General features: G+C 58.5%; 1 protein-coding gene. It reads right to left on the reverse strand.

Translation table 11 applies throughout. The features are described from left to right. A partial coding sequence (locus DMX11_RS25740) for an immunoglobulin-like domain-containing protein (RefSeq protein WP_371921806.1) occupies positions 1 to 2,644 on the reverse strand: 2,644 nt, incomplete at both ends.

Below are 2,644 nucleotides of genomic sequence, written 5' to 3' on the forward strand. Positions count from 1 at the left end.
CTGCCGACGTATACGTTGTCCGGAGCAGTGACAGTAATGCTGCCAGTAGTGCCGTTGGCCGGCACGGTGATGACAGTTTTACCGTCGCTCAGCGTGAAGGTCAGAGCCGAGTGGTTGTTGATCGGCAAGCCGTCTTTGTTAGTCAGGGTCACGGTGTAGGTGATCTGGCCACCTTCACTGGCGGACTCGGTTGCGGTCAGTTTTGCCACAACTTCGTTGGTGGTGTCCTTGACCTTGACCGACGCATCCCCACCCAGTTGCAGGTTCTCGAAGTCGCGACCGTCGACATCCACAGCCGACTTGATGCCCAAGGTGATTGTGCCGGCATCTTTGTAGACGTCCTCACCTTGTGATGCATGAGTGTACGGCGCGCTGGTTTCACCGGCCTTGATGGTGACCTTGGCATCGTTGCTCAGGGTCACGACCAGGTCGTGATCCAGCACGGTGTTGATCTTGACGGTGAAGGTCGGTTCTTTGTTTTCGTAGACCGACTTCTGGTCGGCCACGATTGTAACCTTGACCAGATCACCCTCGTTACCGGCGCCCGGAGTACCCGAGCCAGGCTCGTCGGTGACCTCGGTGCTGACCTTGGTTTCGTCCAGCGTCAGCTGCTCAAACTTCCAGGCATCAGCGCCGCTGACGTATTTCAGGCTCTGCTCGATCGCAGCGTTCGCACCAGTATAAACATCATCCGGAGCGGTAACGGTGATCGAGCCAGTAGTGCTGTTGGCTGGGACGGTGATGGTCGTCTTGCCGTCGCTCAGGGTGAAGGTCAGTGCCGAGTGATTGTTGATCGGCAAGCCGTCTTTATTGGTCAGGGTCACGGTGTAAGTGATCTGGCCACCTTCGCTGACAGACTCGGTTGCAGTCAGTTTGGCAACAACTTCGTTGATCGTGTCAGTAACCTTGACCGAAGCGTCGTGGCCGAGCTGCAGGTTCTCGAAGGTGCGACCATCGATATCAGCCGCCGACTTGATGCCGAGAGTTATTTCGCCGCTGTCCAGGTAGACGTCTTCGCCCTGTGCCGCATGGACATAAGGGTCACTCGAAGTCTGACCAGCTTTGATGGTGACCTGCGCATCGTTGCTCAGCGTCACGACCAGGTCATGATCCAGTGCCGTATTGATGTGCACTGTGAAGCTCGGTTTGACGTTTTCGGCGACCGAGACTTGATCGGCGGTAATAGTGACCTTGACGATATCGCCCTGATTGTTGTCGCCCGGGACACCCGAGCCTGGCTCGTCAGTGACTTCGGTGCTGACCTTGGTTTCATCCAGCGTCAGCTGCTCAAACTTCCAGGCATCAGCGCCGCTGACGTACTTCAGGCTTTGCTCGACCGGTGCATTCTCGCCGGTATAGACGTTGTCCGGGGCAATAACGGTAACCGAGCCCGTGGTGCCATTGGCCGGCACGGTGATGCTGGTCTTGCCATCGCTCAGGGTAAAGGTCAGTGCCGAGTGATTGTTGATCGGCAAGCCGTCTTTGTTGGTCAGCGTCACGGTGTAGGTGATCTGGCCACCTTCGCTGACAGACTCAGTCGCAGTCAATGTCGCCACGACTTCGCTGACCGTATCGGTAACATCGACCGAGGCGGCACCGCCGAGCTCCAGGTTCTCGAACGGACGCCCGTCAACATCAACTGCCGACTTGATGCCGAGGCTGATTTCGCCGGCATCTTGGTAAACGTCGTCACCCTGCGCTGCATGTTCGTACGGCGCGCTGGTATCGCCGGCCTTGATGGTCACCTTGGCATCGTTGCTCAAGGTCACGACCAGGTCGTGGTCCAGCGGCTGGTTGATGTGCACGGTGAAGGTTGGTTTGACGTTCTCGGCTACCGAGGTCTGGTCGGCCGTGATGGTGACCTTGACCAGGTCACCTTCGTTGCCGCCGCCTGGGTTGCTCGGGGTACCTGGAGTACCCGGCTCGTCGGTGACAGTGGTGCTGACCTGGGTTTTGTCCAGGGTCAGGTTTTCGAACTTGCCGACATCAGCACCATCGACGCTGGCGATCGACTTCACGACTGGGTCGTTCGCACCAGCGTAAACGTTGTCCGGGGCGGTGACGGTGATCGAACCAGTAGTGCCGTTGGCCGGCACGGTGATGACAGTTTTACCGTCGCTCAGCGTGAAGGTCAGGGCCGAGTGGTTGTTGATCGGCAGGCCATCTTTGTTGGTCAGGGTGATGGTGTAAGTGATCTCACCACCTTCGGTCACCGAAGGTGTTGCAGTCAGCTTCGCCACCACTTCGTCAGTGGTATCGGTGACTTCCACCTTCGCCGCGCCGCCAAGCTCCAGGTTCTCGAAGGTACGACCATCGATATCCACAGCGGACTTGATACCCAGGCTGACTTCACCGGCATCTTTATAGACGTCGTCGCCCTGGGCAGCGTGCTCGTACGGCGCACTGGTGTCGCCGGCCTTGATAGTCACCTTGGCATCGTTGCTCAGGGTCACGACCAGGTCGTGATCCAGTGGCTGGTTGATGTGCACGGTGAAGGTCGGTTTGACGTTCTCGGCTACCGAGGTCTGGTCGGCCGTGATGGTGACCTTGACCAGGTCGCCTTCGTTGCCGCCGCCTGGGTTGCTCGGGGTACCTGGGGTGCCCGGCTCGTCGGTGACAGTGGTGCTGACCTGGGTTTTGTCCA

The sequence above is a fragment of the Pseudomonas sp. LB-090624 genome, assembly GCF_003205205.1.
Taxonomy (GTDB): Bacteria; Pseudomonadota; Gammaproteobacteria; order Pseudomonadales; family Pseudomonadaceae; genus Aquipseudomonas.